This is a genomic window from Virgibacillus byunsanensis (assembly GCF_042675965.1).
Classification (GTDB): domain Bacteria; phylum Bacillota; class Bacilli; order Bacillales; family Amphibacillaceae; genus Virgibacillus_R; species Virgibacillus_R byunsanensis.
In genome coordinates, this window is the sequence record NZ_JBHTKJ010000018.1 from 22297 (window position 1) to 42788 (window position 20492).

17 protein-coding genes and 1 pseudogene are annotated in these 20492 nt (G+C 35.9%); 2 read left to right on the forward strand and 16 right to left on the reverse strand.

Annotation, left to right across the window (positions count from 1 at the left end):
- Positions 1-48 precede the first annotated feature (48 nt).
- From ACFQ3N_RS08335 to ACFQ3N_RS08350, 4 genes are all read right to left on the reverse strand, one after another.
- Complete coding sequence (locus ACFQ3N_RS08335) at positions 49-1926, reverse strand: TRAP transporter permease (protein WP_390361356.1); 1878 nt, start codon at positions 1924-1926, stop codon at positions 49-51.
- Positions 1927-1991: 65 nt separating this feature from the next.
- Complete coding sequence (locus ACFQ3N_RS08340; RefSeq protein WP_390361358.1) at positions 1992-3017, reverse strand: TAXI family TRAP transporter solute-binding subunit; 1026 nt, start codon at positions 3015-3017, stop codon at positions 1992-1994.
- Positions 3018-3030: 13 nt separating this feature from the next.
- Positions 3031-3450 (reverse strand): VOC family protein, encoded by a 420-nt coding sequence (locus tag ACFQ3N_RS08345; RefSeq protein WP_390361360.1) that lies wholly within the window; start codon positions 3448-3450, stop codon positions 3031-3033.
- Complete coding sequence (locus tag ACFQ3N_RS08350; RefSeq protein ID WP_390361362.1) at positions 3447-4064, reverse strand: isochorismatase family protein; 618 nt, start codon at positions 4062-4064, stop codon at positions 3447-3449. Before ACFQ3N_RS08350 ends, ACFQ3N_RS08345 begins: the two co-directional genes overlap by 4 nt.
- Positions 4065-4319: 255 nt before the next feature.
- On the opposite strand from ACFQ3N_RS08350, the gene ACFQ3N_RS08355 reads away from it, so the two are divergent.
- Positions 4320-5672: a hypothetical protein gene (locus tag ACFQ3N_RS08355; RefSeq protein ID WP_390361363.1), complete on the forward strand. Its 1353-nt coding sequence runs from the start codon at positions 4320-4322 to the stop codon at positions 5670-5672.
- Between the two features lie 39 nt (positions 5673-5711).
- A pseudogene (locus tag ACFQ3N_RS08360) lies at positions 5712-6065 on the forward strand (vWA domain-containing protein); the annotation flags it as partial.
- A gap of 131 nt (positions 6066-6196) precedes the next feature.
- On the opposite strand, the gene ACFQ3N_RS08365 reads toward ACFQ3N_RS08360, so the two are convergent.
- The 12 genes from ACFQ3N_RS08365 to ACFQ3N_RS08420 form a co-directional block, all read right to left on the reverse strand.
- Complete coding sequence (locus ACFQ3N_RS08365) at positions 6197-7303, reverse strand: zinc-binding dehydrogenase (protein WP_390361365.1); 1107 nt, start codon at positions 7301-7303, stop codon at positions 6197-6199.
- 306 nt (positions 7304-7609) lie between these two features.
- Entirely contained in the window at positions 7610-9013 is a 1404-nt protein-coding gene (locus ACFQ3N_RS08370; protein ID WP_390361367.1) for a M20/M25/M40 family metallo-hydrolase, read from the reverse strand.
- Complete coding sequence (locus ACFQ3N_RS08375; RefSeq protein WP_390361369.1) at positions 9003-9860, reverse strand: alpha/beta fold hydrolase; 858 nt, start codon at positions 9858-9860, stop codon at positions 9003-9005. The genes ACFQ3N_RS08370 and ACFQ3N_RS08375 overlap by 11 nt, the downstream gene beginning before the upstream one ends.
- Before the next feature lie 10 nt (positions 9861-9870).
- A complete protein-coding gene (locus tag ACFQ3N_RS08380; RefSeq protein WP_390361371.1) occupies positions 9871-11028 on the reverse strand; it encodes a M24 family metallopeptidase in 1158 nt (385 codons plus the stop codon).
- A gap of 83 nt (positions 11029-11111) precedes the next feature.
- Positions 11112-12017: an ABC transporter permease gene (locus tag ACFQ3N_RS08385; protein ID WP_390361373.1), complete on the reverse strand. Its 906-nt coding sequence runs from the start codon at positions 12015-12017 to the stop codon at positions 11112-11114.
- Positions 12018-12028: 11 nt separating this feature from the next.
- Complete coding sequence (locus ACFQ3N_RS08390; RefSeq protein WP_390361375.1) at positions 12029-12988, reverse strand: ABC transporter permease; 960 nt, start codon at positions 12986-12988, stop codon at positions 12029-12031.
- A gap of 63 nt (positions 12989-13051) precedes the next feature.
- Positions 13052-14746, reverse strand: a complete 1695-nt coding sequence (locus ACFQ3N_RS08395; RefSeq protein WP_390361377.1) for an ABC transporter substrate-binding protein — start codon at positions 14744-14746, stop codon at positions 13052-13054.
- Between the two features lie 103 nt (positions 14747-14849).
- Positions 14850-15818 (reverse strand): ABC transporter ATP-binding protein, encoded by a 969-nt coding sequence (locus tag ACFQ3N_RS08400; protein WP_390361379.1) that lies wholly within the window; start codon positions 15816-15818, stop codon positions 14850-14852.
- Positions 15815-16816: an ABC transporter ATP-binding protein gene (locus ACFQ3N_RS08405; RefSeq protein WP_390361381.1), complete on the reverse strand. Its 1002-nt coding sequence runs from the start codon at positions 16814-16816 to the stop codon at positions 15815-15817. The genes ACFQ3N_RS08400 and ACFQ3N_RS08405 overlap by 4 nt, the downstream gene beginning before the upstream one ends.
- A 646-nt stretch (positions 16817-17462) precedes the next feature.
- A complete protein-coding gene (locus ACFQ3N_RS08410; RefSeq protein WP_390361383.1) occupies positions 17463-19229 on the reverse strand; it encodes a M28 family metallopeptidase in 1767 nt (588 codons plus the stop codon).
- A gap of 18 nt (positions 19230-19247) precedes the next feature.
- Positions 19248-19997, reverse strand: coding sequence for an aspartate/glutamate racemase family protein (locus tag ACFQ3N_RS08415; protein WP_390361384.1), 750 nt, complete (start codon positions 19995-19997; stop codon positions 19248-19250).
- A 122-nt stretch (positions 19998-20119) separates the two neighbouring features.
- Positions 20120-20492: membrane dipeptidase (locus ACFQ3N_RS08420; RefSeq protein WP_390361386.1), on the reverse strand; the 373-nt coding region annotated here is incomplete at its 5' end.

The following is a 20492-nucleotide window of genomic DNA, read 5'->3' on the forward strand; positions in this document are numbered from 1 at the left end:
TAGGTTATTATAATGAAGAAGGAGGATAACACTTCATCCTTCCTCATCCTATACCGCCTTACTTGCAGTCGTAAGACTACCCTTTTTTCTATGAAATAAAAATACTCCGATCAGTAACAGAAGTCCTAAAATATCTGTTATTCCATCATTAATTATCAACATTATTGATGGGACTAGGAACATAAAACGTAACGCGATTTTTACCTCACCCTTTAAGTAACCTAATATAGCAATAGTTAATGCTAAAATACCTAAAATAGTTGTAAAAGTACTCCAGACGATTTCACCGATGCTTCCAATGAGAAGTAGTGATGGATTTAATAAAAACGAGAATGCAATAATCATCCCTGGAATACCCAAATAAAATGCGTAAATCCCCGTTTCATGACTATTACTCTCAGCTATACCAGCTGCTGCATAAGCTGCTAAGGCAACCGGTGGAGTAATCATTGAAATTACTGCAAAGTATAAAACAAACATATGAGAAGTTATCGGTTCAAAACCTAAATTTTGAAGTGATGGTGCTAATAGAACTGACGCCATAATATATGCAGATGTTGTTGGCATACCCATCCCCAATATAATACATCCTAGAGCTACCAGAATAATAGATAATGCAGTAATTCCAAAAGACCATTCAATAATTAATGTTGTAAATGTTAATCCTAGTCCAGTATGAAGCACTACCCCTACAACAATTCCAGCTACAGCACACGGTATTGTCACTTTTATTGCAGACTTTGCTCCATTTATAAATGCATCTAGAGTGCCTTTAATACCAGATCTGGTTGATGGAAATAAATTACTTACAACAATTAATAAAATAATCGAATAGAATGCAGATAATTGAAGTGATCTACCCGCAAAAATCATAAAAATCAGTAACGCAAATGGTATAAGTAGATGTGCTCTTTTAAGGATACTATTTAATGAAGGAATTAAATCTTCCTTCTCAGTTAATGACTTCTCCTTAACTGCGTCTACTTTATCGGCTTGTATATGCACCATAATAAACAATGCAATGTAATATAAAATAGCAGGGATTATTGCTGCTAAAACAACGTCTGTGTAAGGTACACCAAGAGATGTTGCCATTAGGAATGCAGCAGCACCCATAATTGGAGGCATAATTTGACCGCCATTGGATGATAATGCTTCAATAGAAGCCGCGAACTTAGGTGAATATCCTACTCGCTTCATTAATGGTATTGTGAATATTCCTGTACTTGCTACATTCGCAACACTACTTCCACTAATAGTTCCCATACTACTACTCGCCACAACCGCTGCTTTTGCAGGTCCACCTTTTGCTTTTCCAGCAATTTTGAATGCAATATCAATAATCAACTTACCTCCACCAGATATTTCAAGAAAGGCTGCGAACAAGACAAAGTAGAAAACATAACTAACGACTACACCAACCGGCACACCGACAATTCCGTCCCCTGAGTAAAACATAACTTCTACAAAACGTTTAATCGCTATTCCATTATGATTAAGTAGACCAGGTACATAGGGACCTACAAAAGCATAAACGATGAATACGGCAGCTAAAATAGTCATTGCCTTTCCGACAGTTCGGCGCGAGGCTTCCAAAACAAGGAGCAATACTAAGAAACTAAAGAAATAGTCCAGCGGTTCCAACCCTGATACAAAACGAATACGTTCTACAAGACGATCGTACTCTACGTATACATATACTCCAGACAGTAAGGAAAACAAGACGAGTACATAATCAGCATTTCTTATTAGCTTATTATTAGATTCCAGCCCCTTTCGAAAAAGGGCAAATACTAAAGCTAGTGCAAATGCTAAATGTATCGTTCTTTGTAGTTGAGCATCAAATCCTCCAAACATCGCTATATACAATTGAAATAAAGTCCATAAAATACCCAATATCGGAATAATACTCAGGTATTTCTTCATCTTATCGCCCCATTCCATTCGCTAACTCGTGAAGTTAAAGGCCTCTAGAAGAGGCCTTTTTAACATCAGTCTACAGCTCCAATTTCTTCATAAAATTCTTCAGCACCAGGATGTAGTGGTATATTACCATTACGAGCAGAATAGCCTGCCTGCTCCGGTACAAAGTCATTCATCGCAGCATGTGATTGAGCCATCGCTTCTTTATTTTCGTTAACTGTTTTCGCTAAATGATAAGCAATCTCGTCATCCATATCAGCATTTACAATGTAAGTTACATAGAAGCTAGGAATATTGACTTCGTAATCTTGGTTGTTAAATTCACCTGCCGGAAACTTGGTACCACTGTCATAGCCAATGTCTGTAAAGAAATCATGATATTCGTCTTCAATATCCATTAATGTAATATCTGTCATTGTAGAAATTTCTGAAATAACCTGATGCCCACGACCTAACGCCATGATGTGTAAATCAGCATTCCCATCTTGAAAAGCTGTTTGGATAACATCATTAGACGTAAACTCTATGCTTCCACCAAATTCTTCGATCATATCATAACTCATTCCATAGGCTTCAAGAGTTAATTTGGTATTATACTCAGCTAATGTACCTGGTTCGTTAGCATATAAATTAACAGCTATTTCATTATCCGCAATATCCTTTAAAGAGTTAATGTTATTCTTTTCTAAGAAATCCGTGCTCGCAATAACACCTATAAAGTATTCATTCATTCCCCCAACTAAACCACGAATATCAGGGTACTCTTCTTCATAAGCAACAATACCGTTATAAGCCCAGTTACTAGACATATTAAACATAATCCCAATATCAGCTTCCCCGTTTTGAACTAATTCTGCATTCCCAATACCTCCTGAGTACGGAAGCACCTCTAAATCAATATCATATTCAGATTCCTCATCATTTTGCAAAATATCCGCCAATGCTGCTGTATATACGTAAGCTGAGGTTTGTTGCGAATTTGTCGCAGCAGATAATTCATAACTTCCCCCATCAACTGATTCATCTCCACATGCCGCCAAAACCAACATCGCTAAACCTAAAATAATCAACTTTACATTTTTATACGAGTTCATATTTTCCCCTCTCTCAATCATTATTTTTATTTTCAGTTACGATTTGCATCGGAACCCCCATCGTCTGATTAGAGTCCATCCAAGCTAATTCCCAGTCGATTCCTTCATGTAGAGCTGCCCCTTCTTTTAGAAATCCTTTCTCATTCAATACACCCATTTCTGAAATTACATCATCCACTTCAAATGCAATATGAAAAAAACCCTCACCATGTTTTTCTAGATAATTATAAGGGCCAAACCCTTTTTCTTTAGGACAAATCAATTCCAAGATCACCCCTGAAACTTGGAAAAGAGCAACTTCTGCCCCCCTTCCGTCAAAATAAAATCTCTTGATATATGTCATATTTAAAACATCTTTGTATAGATGGATTGCCTTATTCAAATCTCTAACTAAAAATGCTATATGGTGAATTTTATTTACGATAAAAATCACCCACCTTTAACACCTATTTTTTCTAAAACGTAGTCTAGTGACACGACATCACCATATTTTTGATGAATGTCATATAAATTTGCTTCGTGAGCAGTTCTATCTCGGTCCCCCACACACTCTCTAGGAACAATAACTCGATATCCATATTGCAATCCGTCAACAACAGTCGCTCGAACACACCCTGAAGTGGTACATCCTAAGACCAGCAGTGTATCGACTTGCATAGATGAAAGCAATGATTGAAGTTCCGTCCCGAAGAAAGCGCTTGCAAACTTTTTAGTAAGTAAAGGCTCTTTGTTTGGGTCCCATTTCAATGATGGATCGACTTCTACGTAAGGGCTATCATTACTTAGAACACCAAGTGCAGGAACCTTTTTCAAAAAATAGCCTCCATCCCATTGGTGTGGATCATAACTCACAGTGGTAAAAATGATAGGAATTTCTCTAGTTCTACATAAAGTTAACAGTCGCTTAGTCGCTTTTAATTCACTCTCTAAATCCGCACCCAAAGGACTATTAACATCAGTAAATCCATTAATATAATCAACAACAATAACTCCCGGTTGTTCTCCGAATCCCACATTTGCACCAAAGTCATCAAGTTGATCTATCATTATATTCACCTCCACAATTTAAAAGCATCTATTTGTAGCTTGTAAAAATACTATCACATTGTATACAATAAATCAACAAACTATTTTAAGTTTTTAGAAAAGTATATAAAAACATGGCTTTTATCCTATAAAACGTATGTTATAATCAATAAAAGTTATAAAATTTTATTTTTTTAATCACCATTATTACCGATTGTATACAATAAAAATTATCTTTCTGTCAAATTACATTTGTTTTTATAAGGAGGCTACTACATGTCCATCAAAATATTTAGACCTGCGTCTGTACTTCTAATGGGTTTTTCTTCTCTTTTGTTTGAATTAACACATTTATCCATTTTTGAATTCTTTGTCCGCTTTTTTGCGCTCATCGCTATCCTTTCATTTTTGCCTTATTTAACAAAAGTCCCGAAAATCTTGATAATTTCTCTTCTTGGAGTATCATCTATCCTTTATGTGGTTAATGGGAGTTTATACGAAGGATTTATTGGACTTAATATGAATGCAACCATTTTAATGATCTTTATATTCGTTCCATTGCTATCAATTCCTATTAAGTTCGGAGACTATCTAACTCAAATTAATAATGTGTTAACAAAGTACATGAAAAGTACCATTAGATTATATTTATTTATTAAGTTTTCTGTCCTAGGTGTAGGATCAATTATGGGCATGGGAACAGTCCCTCTCATCTATCACCTAACAAATACGAAAGTTGTTAGACTCTATCAACCATTACAAATATCTGCAATCGGCAGAGGATTTTCGCTATCATTTTTATGGTCGCCCTATTATATTTCAATTGCTTTCATGATCTCTTATTACAATGTAAATTGGATAGAAATCGCACCTTTTGGACTAGTGTTTACACTACTAGGAACAATCGTTGGAGTAATTTTACTAAGAAAATATAATCAAAAACTTGAAGTTTCACTTGATAGAAACTATGACGGCAAAAAAGCAAAGAAAAAGCTGCTAGAATTAGTAAGCATTATTGCATTAATTACATTTGTGTCAATCATCATCGATTCTCAAGTAGATCAATCGATGTTAACTGTCATTTCATTAGTTGCTATTATCACTTCATTTATATGGTCATTATTTTTCCAATCTTTTAAATCTTACCTTCAAAGCTTATATCAATTTACTCAAGAACGTGTTCCAGCAATGGGAAATGAACTTTCATTATTCATTGCAGCCGGGGTTATAGGCCACGCTATTCTCATTTCCGGAGCAGACCAACTTATGATGATCTTTTTAGATACCGTTGGAGTCACCCACACACTGGTTGTGATCCCTGTTGTATCTATGGTTATCCTTGTATTTTCATACATAGGAGTACTATCGATAGTACCTATAACCGTAGTTACCATTGCACTAAGCGCTTCACCTTTATATATGGATGATCATTTAATACTGGCACTAGGAACATTGCTAATATGGTCAATTACAGTCGTTTCATCGCCCTTTTCAGGTGTTAATTTACTAATGGCTTCATTAACTAAAAAGAACCCTTTCGAATACGGGCTTAAGTTAAATTTAAAATTTTCAATAGTTTTTTGGATAACAGGATATTTAGCACTAGTTGTAATTTATTATTTGATTTAGTATAAAAAATTAAGAGTAATCTTTAATCTTCCTATTATTGACGTAAAGGAAAGCTATCAACCAAATTATGGTACTATTATTACTATCATGACTAAAGAATTAGCAACTAGACGAGAAAAGAACAAATTCCTGCTCGTATTCTCAGACGGCGAACCAGCCGCTGCCAATTATGATCAGAATGGAATTATTGACACGAACGTCGCCGTATCAGAAGCACGCAAAAAAGGCATCGATGTCATCGGAATGTTTCTCGCTGATGGAGAGATCGATGAACGTGAAGATGAAACGATGAAAAATATTTACGGAAAAGAACGCCTAATGATTCCAAGTGTTGAGGAGTTACCTGAACACTTTGCACCGCTTTTGAAGAGATTGTTGTTGCGGATGGTTTAGGAGGGGCAACTAAACATAAATATAGAGTCACCACTGTCAACTCTATAAATTGGTTGGGGCATTAGTTAAGGCCCCCAACTTCCTTTATTACCTAATGCTTGACCATTAATAACATACATAATCTTTAAAGTTTAACAAAGGTCAGGATCAATCTCAATCACAATTTTGCCAAAGTGTTGCCGTTTCTCCAGTGCATTTTGGGCTTCAGCAATGTCTTCAAAAGAATACTTCTTATACACTATGGGTTTGATTTCTCCTCTCCAAATTAAATTTGTCACTTGCAAGAAATCCTCCCAATTCCCCATTGGCGCTCCTAAAACTTGGCGATGGTGTTGGTAAATTTCCCGAATACTTATTTCTGGAAAGTCTCCTGCTGTCGCTCCTGACAGAATCAATTTACCACCCATATCAAGACAATTCAAGCTATCTCTGAAAGTAGGTTTCCCCACTGCATCGAATGCAAGTTGCACCCCTTCATTTTGGGTCCATTCCATAACTTCTTCACGCCAATTTCCGTGTGAATCGAAAACAGCAACAGCACCTAATTCTTGTGCTTTTTTCCTTTTTTCTTCACTTCCTGCAATAGCTATAACTTCAGCACCAGCCCTAACAGCGATTTGCAGTTGAGCCGACCCCAGTCCACCTGATGCACCCACAATAAGAACCCGGTCTGAAGGCTTTATGTGACCAACTGTAACCACAGCGCGCCACGCTGTCGTATATACGGCAGGTATACTAGCAGCTTGCACAGAAGGGATATGGTTTGGAATTTCAATAATGTTTTTCGCAGGAGCGACCACGTATTCTGCAAATCCTCCCCATAAATGCTCTCCTATAATTTTGTAATCATGACACATGCTTGGTTCACCTTGACGGCAATAACGACATGTACCACAACCAAAAGCGGAATTTAATAAAACACGCTTACCTATTGCAGGACGTTTGTTTTGTTCTTCTTTATGTTCTGTGTGACCATATTGAACAACTTGCCCAACAATATCAACGCCTGAAATATGAGGAAGCGTAATTTTCGGAACCCCAGGTCCTTTTAATCCTTCCCTGACAAAAATATCAAGATGATTCAAAGCTGTGGCTTTTACTTTTATCAATACTTCTCCTTGTCCTACACGTGGGACAGGGACTTCCTTGATATTGAGCACCTCGGGTCCTCCATGTTCTTCTATAAGTACGGCCTTCATTTTTTCAGGAATAAAAGCTTTATTTAATTTCTGCTTCATTTATATTCTCCTTTCAAGAAATGTTAAAAGTAAATGTACATAACACCCTTTGCATGCGTCCTCTTCTATGATCAGTAAAAGGATTTTTATTAGAAAACTTGGCATTCGTTAAAGGGATTCTTGGAAAGCGTACTTTGCTTTTTTAGAAGCCCTTATGCTTTGGAGTGCAAGCTTTTATGGCGAATGACCTAGCTACACTAATGTAAATAAGAAAGTTTTATGCTTTCTTATTTGCTAAAAAAAGGGTGTCCCAAAATGTTGAGACAGCCCCAGTTAGAATAAATCTATGCTAACTTACTTTTTATTTTATTCTTTTTCCATACCTTTTAAATAATTATCAAAAAAGACAACCATAGACTTTTCAAAATCTAATATACCATCCACCGTACAATACTCATCACTTGAATGCTGCCTTGCACCGTGACCTAGGCCACCAGTTACATATGGTATATTTAAATATCTTTCAAAGACGTAATATGGTGCACTGCCAGGGTTAAGTGGCCAAATTTGAGGTTCTTTTCCCATCTGTTTGTAAGTATTGATCATTGCCTGTACAACATTTTCTTTAATGGAAGCTTTAGACCAATAGTATTTGTTATAAACCTTCATTTCTATATCTGAATACCCGTGATCATCTAAGTGAGTTCTAATAGATTCAACTACTTCATCTGGCTCCATATGTGGAACCATTCTCACATCTACTTTAGCTGTAGCTATATGTGGGAGCAATGTCTTCGTTTCTGGACCGGAATAACCAGAAAAGATTCCATCAATATTAAATTGTGGTCTACTAAAAAGTTTCTCCCAGACATCTAAACCCTTACCTTCATACTTGAGTCTTTTCACATCGTAATTCTCTAGAAAAACATTTTCATCAAAGAGTCCTTCATCAATTTGTTTTTTAAGAAGATCTCTCTCATCTTGCTCAAGTGGAGAAACATCTTTTAACAAATCTTTAATAAGGATATTTTCATCTTCATCTACTAGTGTAGAAAGCGCATTCACAAGTCTCCAAGCTGGATTTTTCACCCACGCATTAAATGACCCATGTATCCCTCTGCTTGTAGGACCACCCCAGTCTCCTCCCTGGCAAATCAATTCAAAATACAAAAGACCTTTTGTACCTAAAGTAAGACTCGGCGTTCCAACTTCATCTTGATCAAAAAATGGGAAAAGTACTGCCTCAGCTTTTGATAACTTTTCTTTATATTGTTCTAAGAATGCAGGGAAACTTCTGCTTCCCATTTCCTCTTCACCTTCAAAAGCAAAAATAAGATTTACTGGTAACTTACCTTCAACTTCTTTAATTGCCCGTAACGAATTAAAAAATGCAGCCATAGGTCCTTTCGTATTAACAGCTCCACGGTTTACAATACAAGGGCCGAATTGAGGTAAATCTTTTATTTCTCCTCCGAATGGTTCAACAGTCCAACCGTCTTCATCTGTTGGCATAACATCATACATTCCATAAATTAATAATGTATGCTCATTTCCTTCATCTATCTCACCGAAAACGATAGGATGCCCTTTTGTTTGAACAACTTCTGATTCTCCACCTAAATCCACAATAATCTCTTTTAACGCATTAGCTGTTTCCTTAATTCCTTCACCTGTATAACTTATACTCGGCATTCTAAGTAAATCTCTTACTCTGTCCAAATCCTCCGAAAAGTTGTCATCTAAATTGGCCAAAATTTTATCAAGATTCATAGTTAACCCCCTGAACATGGGTACTTGAAATAAAATCACGCACATTCTCTAAATACTCGGTGTTTTCCTCAACATGCGGAGAGTGGCCACTATTCTTATACACAATTAGTTTTGAATTTGGTATTTCCTTTGCGAGAACTTCTGAGCATTCAACAGGGGTTACCCAGTCATGAGCTCCAACAGACACTAAGACAGGTACTTCAATTTCTTTTAGTTTATCTTCAATATCATAGTTTGGTTGATTCACGCTAAAAGCATAATTATGTGTTTTATAGTGATAATAGATAGATTCTATTCTCTCTTTATTTTTTTCAGGGTTATATTCAACCGTATATAATGGAAGAATAGCTCCAAATATTTCTTTCATGTCATCATCTGAAAATACCCGTCCTTCCCATAGGCGATCAAGCATTTCTTTATCTACACCTGGCAAGTCCGCTTCTAGAGCTGTTTTAGTTGAAAGGTGATGAAACTTTTGATTTGCTGCAGTATCTCTTAACAGTACTCGTGAAACGTTATTAGGATATCGTAATGCGTACTCAAGGGACAGAAAGCCTCCATAAGACCCACCATGAATCATTATCTTTTCAATTCCTAGTTGATTTCTAAGCTCATCAATATCTGCTGCCCATTGTTCATGAGTATAAGGAGGTTTATCTTCAGACCTTCCTGATCCTCTCATATCTAAAAATACTAATTTAAAATCTTTCTCTAAATCACTAAAGGCATTATAGTCTGCTCTACAATCTCCTAATCCTGGTGCCCCATGAATAAAGAATATTGTTTCTCCATTGTCCTTTCCATGGACTTCATAATAAACGTTACAATCATTAATAGTTGTATACATATAATTCCTCCTATTTAATAATTAGTTCTTCAATAGATCTAGGAAATTTAGTTAATATTAATGGTTCGTTATCTGTGACTACGACAGTGTCTGAATGACGAAAGCCTGAGAATCCTTCAATATAAATTCCTGGTTCGCTAGAAAGCACCATTCCCGGCTGTAATACTGTATGGTCTCCTTCATCAATCCATGGAGCTTCATGCTCCTCTAAACCCTTTCCATGTCCAGTTCGATGCAATAAATATTTACCGTATCCAGCTTTTCGGATATGGTCAAGAGCTACAGAATCTACTTCTGCACAAGTCATACCTGGACGCATAGCTTCTATAGCCATTTGTTGTGCTTCAGCCATAACATTAAATACTTTCTCCTGTTCTTGGCTAACATCTCCAATAAAGCAAGTTCTTTCACACTCTACTCGATATCCCCCAACATTTGCCCCACAGCTTAATATTTGAGTTTCACCTTTTTGTAGTTTTTTTGCACTTGGCAATGCATGTGGCATTGCTGTCCTATCGCCACTTGGGACCAGACCACCCGCAGGTCCTCCAGGAACTAGAATAACCTCATCTAAATCAAAAACCATTTTACTTAAAGTTCTATTAGACATTTCTTGCAGTAGTTCCAGTTCGCTAATTCCAGGTTCAGCAATATCCATACCTGATTTGACAATAAAATCCGCATAGATCGCTGCATTCTTTAATAATTCAATCTCTTCACTATCTTTGGTTAACCTTATAGTGTGAACTATTGAATCGAAAGAAATAGAAACACCATTGAAACGTTCTTTAATTTGTGTAAATAGTTCATGGCTTCCTGAATCTAGTGAAATGTTTGATAGATTAGAATATTCACCTTTAATTTCATCAACCATCCAATCAATTGGATGAATAGGACCTGGGTACTCGAAATAGTGACGTATATCTTTAAAAATAGTCACACGTTTCGCTTCTTCTAATTCCATAATTGGAATGAAAAATATTGGTTCACCTTTCTGTGGGACAAATAACGCTATTGGCCTTTCAGTTGGAAAATGAAATAGACCAGTCATGTAGAAGATATTATATGGATTAGATACAAATAACCCAGAGGTTCCTTTTTCTACTAAATGATTTTGAACTCGATCAACTCTTTTTTTATAAGATGACATCGGTAAATGTGAAATCATACATTCTTCCTCCTTTTAAAGCTTTGTCTACTATCAGGTTATTTCCAATTAGTAACGAAACAATGGATTAATTATCAGGTATATTATTTCTCTCTCAATTTAGGATTGAGCGCCTCATTTATACCCATGCCTAGAAAGTTAAAAGATAAAACTAAAATTATTATTCCTACACTTGGAAATAATGAATGCCACCAAGCATTTATAATAACTCCTGTAGCCTGAGCATTTTGCAGGATGGTTCCCCAACTCCAAGTTGTTGGATCTCCAAGACCAAGAAAACTCAACCCAGCTTCGGATATAACAGCAATCCCCATAATTATAGCTATATTTACTAATATTGGAGGACTGGCGTTTAGTAGAACATGTCGAAAAATAATTTTATATTCCGGTGTACCAATACACTTTGCTGCTTCTATATATTGTTTCTCTTTTATCGCTAGTGTTTCAGCCCTTGTAACACGCGCAATAGAAGGCCAACTGAAAAGGCCAATTATAACAGCTATATTACTTACTCCCGTCCCTATAACGGCTGCCAAAATAATCATTAGAGGGAGAATAGGTAAAGTAAGGAAGATATCAGTAACTCCCATACCAACTGTGGATATGCGTCCTCCATAATACCCTGATAGTAGACCAATAGGTACTCCAATCACTAAAGCAATCAAGGCTGTTATAAATCCTACATATAATGAAACTCTTGTCCCCCAAACAACTTGATCAAATATGCTTAACCCCACCGAATCGGTACCAAACCAATACTGACTAGTTGGCGGTTGTAACATCATTGACATATCACCATAACCTTCAGGGAATTCACTAATTAATGGAGCTAAAACACCTATTACCAACAAGATTATAACTCCAAACAACCCAATCATTCCTAACAGATTACGCCTAAAATTCTTTGCGAACTCAGATAGGTTTGAGCCTTTTTTCTTCTTAACTGCTACATTATTTGTATTAGAACCTTGGTGTACAACTTGTCCCACTTTTCCACCCCCTAATTAAATTTAATTTTTGGATCTAAATAAGTATATATAACGTCGGTAATGATATTAACGACCACCACAGTTATTGCTAAGATTAAGAAAGTTCCTTGTAAAACAGGATAGTCATGCTCTTGTACCGCTTCATAAATTAGTCTCCCTAATCCAGGATAAGCAAATACAGTCTCAGTAAGAATTGCGCCACCAACTATGGTTCCTACCTGTAATCCCATCATAGTTATAGTGGATAGCATTGCATTTCTAGTAGCATGACGCCATACAACGACTCTTTCTCTTAAACCTTTCGCTCTAGCTGTCCTAATATAATCTTCACTTAGAACATCTACCATACTAGCTCTCATAAACAAAACATAGTTTGCCAAATTAATAATAGTTAATGTAAATACTGGTAAAATCAAATGGTGACCCACACTAACTATATAAGCCCAGCCGCTTAAATTATGATCAACTGCTCCTCCTATAGGGAAGAGTGGAATTTGTAATCCAAATAAGTACAGTAGTGATATTGCTAACCAAGGTAAAAAGATAGCTATACCAAAAATAGAAAAAGCATTAATTATTTGATCAGTAAAAGAACCTTTTCTATAAGCCGCTAATACGCCCATTGGTATACCAATAAGGGTGGTTATTATGATAGAAGCTATCATTAAAATTAATGTCCATGGCAATCTTGACATAATAACTTCAACCACTGGGGAACGGTGAACAAATGAATTGCCTAAATCAAAATTTAAAAACAACTGTTTTAAAAAAATAAAGTATTGAACCAATAGGTTTTGATCCAAGCCAAAGCCCTCTAATAATTTTTGTCTAGTAGCCTCAGACATACGTGAATCTAGCATCATTGATGTAGGGTCACCGGGCATCACCCTTAAAATTAAAAATGTTATTGTCACCGCTATGAAAATAGTTATGGACGCTCTTAATAATCTGCTAAATAAAAACTTCTTCATAGATGATCTCCCCGCTTTAAAAGTATACCTCCCAAATGGATATTCACTTGAGAGGTTTATAAATTATTTTTGAAAAACGTTAATTAAAGAGTTTGGATCGACAAGACCTTGCAAATCACTTGGATAAACTTTAAATCCACCAAATTTTTCGCTGTTATAAACTAAGTTAAATTGTTGAACATATACCGGAACAACAGGAAACTCATTTACAAACCACTCTTGCGCTTTAAAAACATTTTCTTTTGCTTCATCTTCACTTGTAGCATATTTTGCATCTTCCATTATCTTATCTAATTCTGGATCGTTGACTCCCATGAAATTTAATGCTGATTCTGAGTGAAGTAAGGTATGCATTGTTTCGGTAGATTCATCAAATGCTCCCCACTTACCTATATGCATTTCGAAATCTTGTTCTGTGAAAATTCTAGTAGATAAAGTGTTATATTCTACCGGAGATAATTCTAATGTGACACCGATTTCCTTAGCATTATCTTCAAGGATTTTTGCTACTTTTTGGTGAAATGAGTTTGCACCGTCATATATCATCTCTAAATTCACATTCTCACCACCGTACTCATCTGGTGCATTCAATGTTCCATCTCCATCTGTGTCTTCATAACCTGCTTCTTCTAAAATGCTCTTAGCCTCTTCAACATTGTATTCCGGTGCTGTTGCATCTGGATTTATCCATTCACTGTAAATACTAGATATTGGTGTATCAATATCCATTGCAGCTCCTTCTAAACCTACGTTGATAATAGCTTCTCTATCTGTTGCAGTAGCCATAGCTAATCTGAAGTTTGTATCCTCTGTAGGCGATGGTTCATCTGGATTTAAATTAAAACTATAATATGCATAACCTAAACTTGGTGTTTGCACTACTTCCAATCCTTCAGTCGATTCAACTTGGCTTAAAGCAGATGTAGGTATATCTTGAGCAGTTACATCTATATCTCCTTTTTGCAAAGCAAGAACCATTGTATTTATATCTGGGTAAATTCTATAAGTTACTTTATCTAGATAAGGTTTACCATCTTCTGCTGCAAACCAATTATCAACTGTTTCTAATTCTACAAATTGTCCCTTTTTCCATTCTACTAACTTAAATGGACCAGCTCCAACTGGATCATCATTTGTAAAGTTACTTGGGTCTTCCACATCTTCCCAAATGTGTTTAGGTACAATACGAACCCAATATCCCATTGTCCCAGCAAATCCAGGATATGCGCGTTTCAAGTTATAAACCACTGTTAAATCATCTGGAGTTTCTACAGATTCAACTTGATCAAAAACTGCTGCTGTCCATTGTAGTTGGTGCTCATGCAATAATTCACCAGTAAATTTAATATCTTCAGAAGTTATTGGAGTTCCATCTTGCCACTCAACACCTTCTCTTAATTTAAAAGTAACTGTTTTTCCTTCATTCGTAGTTTCCCACGATTCTGCTAAGGAAGGTACTTTTTCTCCTTCTTCATTCATTAACATAAGGTGAGGGTATATGGAACTGTTTATCCAGTTACCAGGTGTTGTGTTCGATACAAGTGGATTCAGTGTATCAGGATCCGCTGTCATACCTACAACTAGTTCGCCACCTTCTTGAGGTTCCCCTGCTGCTGCTTCTGATTCACCGGAATCTTCACTATCTGGTTCCGTTTCCTCATCAACAGGATCCGTATTGGATGAACAAGCTACTAGAACTGTTAGAGCAAGCATAATTATCAAAATTGATTTAAATAATAAAATTACATTTTTATTCATTTTTCTACCTCCATGTCTTTTTTTTAAATGTATATTCTTGCTATAATTTAGCAGAATACGGTGAATAATAGGAATTTTTTTAATAAATTATAATTACAACATTCTAATTATAAAGGTGACAAGCTACCAACCTCCCATCATCTCTTTCTATTTGTTCTGGGACACTAACCTTACAAATATCCATGGCATCTGGACATCTAGGGTGAAAAGCACAACCTTTTGGTGGATTAGATGGGCTTGGTACATCTCCAGAAAGAATTATTCTTTCTTTTTTCACTTTTGGATCTGCATTCGGAACAGCTGATAATAGTGCTTTTGAATATGGATGTAGGGAATCATTAAATAATTTCTTTTTATCACTCACCTCAACAATTTTGCCTAAGTACATAACTGCAATTCGATCACAAAGATGATCCACAACACTCAAATCATGAGATATAAATACATACGTTAGGTCAAATTCTTTTTGAATATCTTTTAATAGATTTAATACTTGAGATTGAATGGACACATCTAGTGCCGATACTGGTTCATCAGCGATAATTAATTCTGGATTTAATGCTAATGCTCTGGCTATTCCAATTCGTTGTCTTTGACCACCACTAAATTCGTGTGGGAATCTATTTATAGCATGATTACCTAATCCTACTACATCAAGTAATTCAGTAACTCTTTTTTTCCTTTCAACTTTTTCATTTATTTTGAAGTTAATAAGAGGTTCTTCAATAATGTCGCCCACAGTCATTCTAGGATTCATTGATGAATATGGATCTTGAAAAATCATTTGAAACCTTTGTCTTACCTTCCTTAACTCTTTTGGTCGATAATCTAAAATATTGTCACCTTTATAATAAATTTCACCATCCGTTGCGTCTAGCAGTCTAATTAGCAATCTACCTGTAGTAGATTTACCACAACCAGATTCACCGACAAGACCTAACGTCTCTCCTTTTTTAACTTCAAGAGAAATATCGTCTACAGCTTTTACATATGATGAACTTCTTCCAAAAAAGCCTTTCTTAATAGGAAAATATTTTCTAAGATTTTTAGCTTCTAATAATAGTTCACTCATATTGTTACCACCTCCTTTTCATCTTCATAAAGCCAGCACCTACATTTTGTATTGCTAGCAGTGTTAAATTTCGGCGGTACTTGTGTTCGACACTTTTCCATTACTTGGGGACACCTGTCTGCAAATCGACACCCCTTAGGCATTTCTTGCAATTGTGGTACAGTTCCTTCAATAGTATTTAATCTATCCTTATGCTCCCCAATTTTAGGAGTAGATGCCATCAGTCCTTTTGTATAAGGATGTTTGGGTTCAGCAAACAATGTTTCTACTTCTGCTTCCTCTACAACTTGTCCAGCATACATGACTACGACTCTGTCACAAGTTTCTGCAACCACCCCTAAATCATGTGTTATAAATAAAATAGACATCTCAAATTCAAATTGGATTTTTTTCATTAGTTCAAGTATTTGAGCTTGAATAGTAACATCAAGAGCAGTGGTAGGTTCATCAGCAATCAGTAGTCCTGGATCGCACGCTAACCCCATTGCGATCATCACACGTTGACGCATTCCACCAGATAATTGGTGGGGGTATTCATTTACAACTTCATCAGGTCTTGGAATTCCTACAAGTTTTAACATATTAATTGCTTTTTCCTTAGCTGCTCTATTTGATAAATTACTATGAAGTTTTAATAATTCATAAATTTGGAATCCTACTGTATAGACAGGGTTTAGAGAAGTCATAGGATCCTGAAAGATCATAGCCATATCCTTACCACGAAGCTTTCGATATGAGTCTTTATTAAGATTTAATAAATTCGTACCATTTAAGTTTATTTCTCCTTCGACAACCTCTGCGTTCTTAGGCAAAAGACCCATAATAGATAAGGCTGTAATACTTTTCCCACAGCCAGACTCTCCAACAATCCCTACTGTTTCTCCCTTATCTATGTGAAAGCTAACGTCCTCAATAATCGAAAATTCTTCTCTGTCAGACCTCACTTTGGTTTTTATATTATTGACTTCCAACACTGTGTTCTGACTATAATCCCTCATGATTTTCCTCCTAAAATAATTACTTTATTACTTTATCTAGTTAAACTTAACTTTTATATAAATCTCACAATATGCTGTTTTAATAGGGAGGTCTAAACAGTCATATTGTGAGTGATACACATTAATAAATTGCTTTAATTACAAATTGATTTATCTTTCTCCAAATAATTACTTTTTATTTAATTAAGAATTGTCAAAATCTATTGTTTTTAATTATAATGGAATTAGATCAGAAGTCAATATAATTTTTAAAGATTTTTAAATAATTAATTAAAATATTTTTAGTTTTTATAAATTATGTAGATATTTTTAAAATTATTTAATTAAAATGGAATATTCGCCATTTTTTTACATTAAATAATTCTTCATAATATATCACTTCAACTTTTATTTGTCTACAAAAAATTCAGATTATTAATGTTGTTAAAATATTACATTTAGTGGGGTGAACTGCTTATGTCTCGACATTTTGCTGTCGAAGTCTTATTGTCCTGTACGTCGAAGCTGGACGTGGCTAATTCTGTAGTTAAATATACATAACTTTCAATTTATAGTTTTTTTACTATAAATAAATAACCAAATTATAGACTTTTAACAGCCCATAATTCGGTCAAGTCTAATTACTTATCTATTTGAAACTAATCGATTATTGAAAATTTGTTAAGCTTTTAGACAGTTTTCTATAGGTTGAAGAAACCCTATTACTACCTCTTAATAAGTGATTTAAGGTAACTTTAAACAGATGGCTATCTGAATTATGATCGTGAAGCTCTAATGCGGGTGCAATATCTGGTAGCTCAGGTACATTTAATGCTGGATCATGTCTAAATTTACCATTTTTCGCAAAGTTAATACGAACCAATTCTCGACCCAATTCAAGTAATAATTCGTTAGCTTCTTTAATTATTGGATCATTAAGATTACCTTGACTACCTATATTTTCAACAAATGCATTAAATTTAACAAGTTGTTCTTTAAGAAGTTCTGCGTCCTGTTTCACACTATCAAATGAAAAGGCATCCTTCACTGATTCCTGGTAGGTATTAATTGTTTTAAGCTGACTTTCTACCGTCTTCGTAAAATCGTAAGGTAGGACTGTAGAATTAACATTACGAACCACACTTAATAAATACATGTGTATATCATTCAATAAAATTTCTTCATCTACAACATGAATTAAGTCATCTTCTGTATGCCATTCAATGTTTCCACCACAGCCACCTACAGGATAATACCCTTTCTCCTTTGCTACTTCAGGTGGCATTGTTGATGAAAGCATATAATAGGAAGTGATTCCAATATTATTAAACGAGTAATCTCCTGCGCGATTTGGCCTCACCCCTCTAGCCGGTTTATCAAGGGCGTCTTTTATCGCTATTTGACAATGGTCTTCTACCTCATCCATCATGTCCAGGTATTCATATGAGGTGGCCCAACGGCAACCAGGTGAATCACAGTTAACTTGTGCCACACAATTTTCATCTAGGTCTAATCCAAAATAATCCGCAAACCACGTTGAACCAGCATAACGGCCTGTCGAGTGACCAGGCCATATGGCAATACGAACGGAACGTTTTAAATTGTGGCGGTTATGATATAACACACGAGCCATTTCTACAAGCGATGCATCACCTGTAGCATTATCACCTAATCCATAGCCCCAAGAGTCCAAATGTCCATGAAGTAACAAAAACTTTTCGGGTTCTTCTGTACCTTCGATATGAATATCTAGTAATGGACAATCAAACCACCCTTGCTTTAGTTCAGTTTTCACTGAAACTTCAACTTTACCTTCTTTACAAAACTCTATGAGTTTTTGACCATCTTCATAATTAATCGCTGTTGCCACCGAATCAGGTTCTGTCTGGTAGTTATCCAAGTCAGGGCTCCCCCAAATTGGCGTACAAATTCCGTCATGAATATTGTGACCAGGGTTAATAAATATAGAGGCTAATGCTCCACGTTCTTCAAAATATTTAATGCGGGCTGGCATAGCGAAACCTTCAGACAGTACTATCTTCCCCTCAAAAGTTTCTTGATCATCCAAGACATCTAAACTAAATATGTCCATTTCGTTTGATTCAGAACCTGCAGCAATGTAAACAAGCTCTCCTTTTAATCCCTCTGTTGCATTTGAAAAAGCGGGTGTTTTAGCACGAATGTTAAATGGTTTTGCACCATGAACTTCAACCTCTGCTGATACGGGAACACTAAGGTAAAGGTTAGGGTTATGCAATTTATACGGTACTTTTACTTCCTCTAACAGTTCACCTAAATAATCAAAAGCTTCTTTTTCATCTTCACTACTTGATTCGCGTACTAGAGTTTGAAATTTACTTAACACTTTCCGTGGTAATTCTAAGTTAACTTGATTTAATAATTCTTGTTCAAAAGTAGTTGTTGATTGAGTCATTTAATCATCCCTTTCTAATTATTTTACAAATAATAATTCATCTAAAGAGTTAACTTTTCCACTTTCTAATTTAGGAGGTGTATGAAAAGCCTTTTTAGAATGGGCATAGCCAATGTGTGCAAACGATTCCGTTAATTTAAGAGCCGCTTTTGCAGGGTTAATGACAGGTACTCCTAATTCTTTTTCCATATCTTCTGCAACTTCAAGAAAGCCCATTGACATACAGCCTAACACGATGGAATCAGCACCATCTTTCAACACTTCTCTTCCATGTTCTAGCAGTTTTTTAAGTGTACCGTCACGATCCTTGGCTAGGTCCAACACGGGAATATTAACTGCCCTAACTGAAACAAATTTACTTTGTAACCCTGCTTTATCAACTAGATCATAAACACTGGGCACAGTACTATCGGTAACAGTTAAAACTGAAAAGCGGTTACCTCTTAATGCGGCTGCATGAAGACTTGAAACTCCAGGTCCCATAACAACCATATCCTTTGTTAATTCTCTATAAGCATCAAGCCCTGGATCACCTGCACAACCTAACACAGCTCCGTTAAACCCTTCATTTTCAGCACTTATCATTAATTTTGCCGTTTCAGGTATACTTAAATATTCTTCATACGCTGACTCAATGGATGCTGGCCCTTGGTTTACTGTTCTTACTTCAACGTGGGTTGTCTCAAAAGCCCACTCTTTAAGCAATCCTTCTCTTCTCTTTGCCTCCTGATCATCCATAGGCCCCGGTACAACATAAACAATTTTCATATATTCTCTCCTCCGTTTTCGTCTGCGCATCACTATGTGACTAGCACCCGCAAACTATGATTGAAATTCTAAAATTAAAATAAGGACAACCTTTTAGGAATTTACATTTGATGTACTAAAAATTACTTAACCCATGTATCTTTTAAGACACGCATGATGTTTTCTCCCATCACCTTTTTAATATCCCCATCAGAGTAACCATGTTTCACAAGCCATCTCACAACATTTTGATAAGCTTCTGTCGGGTTCTCAACACCTTTTACATAAGGTACTTCATCGAACTTCGGACCTGCATGTGAAGAACCTATAGATAGTGCTTCCGCGAAAGCATGGTGTAATCCAACATGGTCGCCATAAAGTGTATCTAAACCAAAAGCAACGTGGTCAATACCTACTAAATTCACCGTATATTCAAAATGTTCCATGATTGATTCAATGGAATGATCCTGATGTTTCTCGGTAAGGGTTGTATGCGGTGCAGCCTCAATACCAATG